The 3,253-nt window shown below is 69.1% G+C and carries 4 protein-coding genes; 3 read left to right on the forward strand and 1 reads right to left on the reverse strand.

What is annotated here, in order from left to right:
* Positions 1–304, reverse strand: a 304-nt coding sequence (locus tag GJ693_RS14930) for a P1 family peptidase (RefSeq protein ID WP_197042243.1), incomplete at its 3' end; no start/stop codon positions are given.
* Between the two features lie 87 nt (positions 305–391).
* Here GJ693_RS14930 and GJ693_RS14935 point away from each other — a divergent pair.
* The 3 genes from GJ693_RS14935 to GJ693_RS14945 form a co-directional block, all read left to right on the forward strand.
* Positions 392–1,492: a type III polyketide synthase gene (locus GJ693_RS14935; protein WP_156257052.1), complete on the forward strand. Its 1,101-nt coding sequence runs from the start codon at positions 392–394 to the stop codon at positions 1,490–1,492.
* Complete coding sequence (locus GJ693_RS14940) at positions 1,489–2,226, forward strand: methyltransferase domain-containing protein (RefSeq protein ID WP_197042244.1); 738 nt, start codon at positions 1,489–1,491, stop codon at positions 2,224–2,226. Before GJ693_RS14935 ends, GJ693_RS14940 begins: the two co-directional genes overlap by 4 nt.
* The coding region (locus GJ693_RS14945) for an NAD(P)/FAD-dependent oxidoreductase (RefSeq protein WP_156257053.1) at positions 2,214–3,253 on the forward strand (1,040 nt) is incomplete at its 3' end. The genes GJ693_RS14940 and GJ693_RS14945, both read left to right, overlap by 13 nt.

Consider the following 3,253-nt stretch of genomic DNA (forward strand, 5'->3'; position numbering starts at 1 on the left):
CCGGTGGCAGCCCGTCGCCCATGGCGAGGCCGCGCCCGGCGGCAGACAGCAGCAGCGCCAGCTCATCGCCGGCGGCCAGCCCGAACACCGAGCCGCCCGCCAGCGCCAGGCCGTGTGCCCTTTCGACCAGGTTGATCGGGTTCAGGGCATCGGTCTCGCGGGTGCCGGGGCCGCCACCGCGCACCTCCACCGCCATCACGGCCGGTTCGTCGGGAATGATCAGCGTCACGCCGGTGCGGGCCGCAGCGCAATGGGCGTGGCCAACACGGATTCCGGGAACCGCAGTGATGCCTGGTGTGTTCATGGCGCATCCATCGGCCGCAGTTCATGCTGTTGCAAGGCCTTCCCTTCCAGCGCAGTGTCGCCGTTCAAACATCAAAGGAATTTCGCGATGCCCGCCCCCGCTATCGCGCATATCAACCGGATCGGCACCGCGCTGCCGCCCAACGACGTGCACGAGGCTTTCGTGGATTTCGTCGGCGGCCTGATCAAGGACCGGCGCGACCAGCTGATCTTCAAACGACTCGTCGGCCGCAGCGCCATCGATCATCGCTGGAGCTTCTTCACCCCGGTGAAGGACCCGGATGGCTTCACCGCCGACGCCGAAGGTTTCTACCGCCCAGGCGCCTTTCCGACGACGGCCAAGCGCATGGCGCGCTTTGCCGCCACCGCGCCGGGCCTGGCCGAACAGGCCGTCGCGGGCCTGGGCCTGTCGACCGAAGGACTGGAGGGCATCACCCACCTCGTCGTTGCCAGTTGCACCGGCATGACAGCGCCAGGCATTGACCAGATCCTGGTGCAGCGGCTGGGCCTCCACCCTGGCGTTGAGCGCACGCACGTGGGCTTCATGGGCTGTTATGCGGCGGTCAATTCGCTGCGGCTGGCGCATCATTTCGTCCGCTCCGATCCCTCGGCGCGGGTGCTGGTGGTGAATCTCGAACTGTGCAGCCTGCACTTCCAGGAAACCGGCGAGCTGGAATCGCTGCTGGCCATGCTGCTGTTTGGCGATGGTTGTTCAGCCGCACTGGTGACGGCCGATCCCATCGGCATCGCGCTCACCGATTTCCGCGCCGCCACCATCGCCGACTCTGCCGATGCCATCACCTGGGGCGTGGGCGACCAGGGGTTTGACATGGTGCTTTCAGGCCGGGTGCCGGCCATCCTGCAACAGGCGCTGGCCGGGCCGGCCGGGGCCGATCTGCTGCATGGCCGCAGCCCGGATGATTATGGCGTGTGGGCCGTGCACGGCGGCGGCCGCGCCATCCTGGATGCGGTGGAAACCGGGCTGGGCATCGGGCAGGGCGCATTGAACTGGTCGCGTGAAGTGCTGCGCGAATGCGGCAATATGAGCAGCGCCACCATCATGTTCGTGCTGCAGCGGATCATGGCCGGCATCGGCACCAGCGTGCCCAAGGACGCGCCGGGCTTTGCCGTCGCCTTCGGGCCGGGATTGGCGGCTGAAAGCTTCCGTTTCCAGACGGTGGGTGGATGACAGGCGCCATCCCGGCTGACTGGCCCAAGAACTGGCCACGCGCGCCGCTGGATTTTTCCCGGCGCGCCGACCTGCCGGAGGTGATGGACGCCGACGATCTTGATCCTGCCACCTATGCCGCGGTCGTCGCCGATCTGGCGCGGGTCAACAGCCTCACCCTGGCGCGCTGGCCCACCCTGGCCTGGCTGCGCGCGCAGGCGCCCAAGCGCGTCAATTTCCGCCTGCTTGATGTCGGCTTCGGCCATGGCGACATGCTGCGCGCCATCGCGCGCTGGCGGCTGGGCAAGGGGGTGGCGGCCGATCTGACCGGCATCGATCTCAACCCGCGCTCCGCCCCGGTCGCCGCGGCCGCCACCGATCCGGGCCTGGGCATCAGCTGGCTGACCGGCCGCGCCGAGGCGCTCGACTGGCAGCCGGATTTCATCATCTCTAGCCTGGTCGCGCATCACATGGGCGACGATGAACTGGTCGGCTTCATCCAGTGGATGGACCGGACGGCGCGGGTCGGCTGGCTGATCAATGATCTGCACCGGCACTGGCTGGCCTGGGCCGGGTTCCGTTGCCTCGCACTGATCTTCCGCTGGCATCCGATCGTGGCGCATGATGGCGCCGTCTCGGTGCGCCGCGCCTTCACCCGCGCCGATTGGGAACGCTTGCTGGCAGCCGCCGGCGTGCAGGCCGAGGTGCGCTGGCACATCCCCTTCCGCTGGACGGTGGCGTCATGCGCCCGCTGATCGTTGGCGGTGGACTGGCCGGCACGGCGGCGGGCATCGATCTCGCCCGCACCGGCCACGCGCCATTGCTGCTGGAGCGCGAGGCCGGCCCGCACGACAAGATCTGCGGCGAGTTTCTGAGCGGGGAGGCGGTGGCTGCATTGGCTGGACTAGGTGTCGATGCGCGCGCCCTGGGGGCGGTGCCGATCAGCCGTGTCGAAGTGAATGCCGGCCATCGCCACGTTTCTGCAAAACTGCCTTTCCCTGCGCTGAGCCTGTCGCGCCGCGTGCTGGACGAGGCGTTGCTGGAGCGTGCTGCGGCCAGCGGGGTGGAGGTGCAGCGCGGTGTGACCGTGCGCGGGCTGGCCGACGGCATCGCGCAAACCACGGTGGGCGATATCGCAGCTTCAGCCTCAATGTTGGCGAGCGGCAAGCATGATGTGCGTGGGGCACCCCGGCCGGACGGGCCGGACGAGATCGGCTTCAAGATGTATTTTCGCGATGCTGCCTTGTCGCGGCGGCTGGCCGGCACCGTGGCGGTCACCTTCTTTGATGGTGGCTATGCCGGCCTGCAACCGGTGGAGGGCGACCGGCTGAACCTGTGCCTGCTGATCGGCGGCGCGCATTACCGGATGTTGGGCAGTTGGCAAACCCTGCTCGCCCGCCTCACCGACGAGCCGGCCCTGGCTGCCCTGGCCGACGCTGAGCCGCTGCTGCCGCGCCCGCTGGCGATCAGCCGCGTGCCCTATGGCCATCTCGCAAGGACCGCGACGGACGGCCTGTGGCGGCTGGGCGATCAAGCTGCCGTCATCCCCAGTTTCTGCGGCGACGGCATGGCGATCGCGCTCGAATCCGGTCGGCTCGCGGCGGCGATGCTGGCGCAAGGCGCCACCGCCGCAGACTATCAGACGGAACTCCTTGGCCGCACCCGACGTCCCGTCCGCCTCGCCATGGCCGCACTGGCCATCGCCCGGCACCCCGTGGGCCGCCTCGCCGCCATGGCTGGCCTTGCCGCCATCCCGGCGGCCTCGGCCTGCTGGCGCGCCTG

The organism is Sandarakinorhabdus oryzae (assembly GCF_009733735.1).
Classification (GTDB): Bacteria; Pseudomonadota; Alphaproteobacteria; order Sphingomonadales; family Sphingomonadaceae; genus Sandarakinorhabdus; species Sandarakinorhabdus oryzae.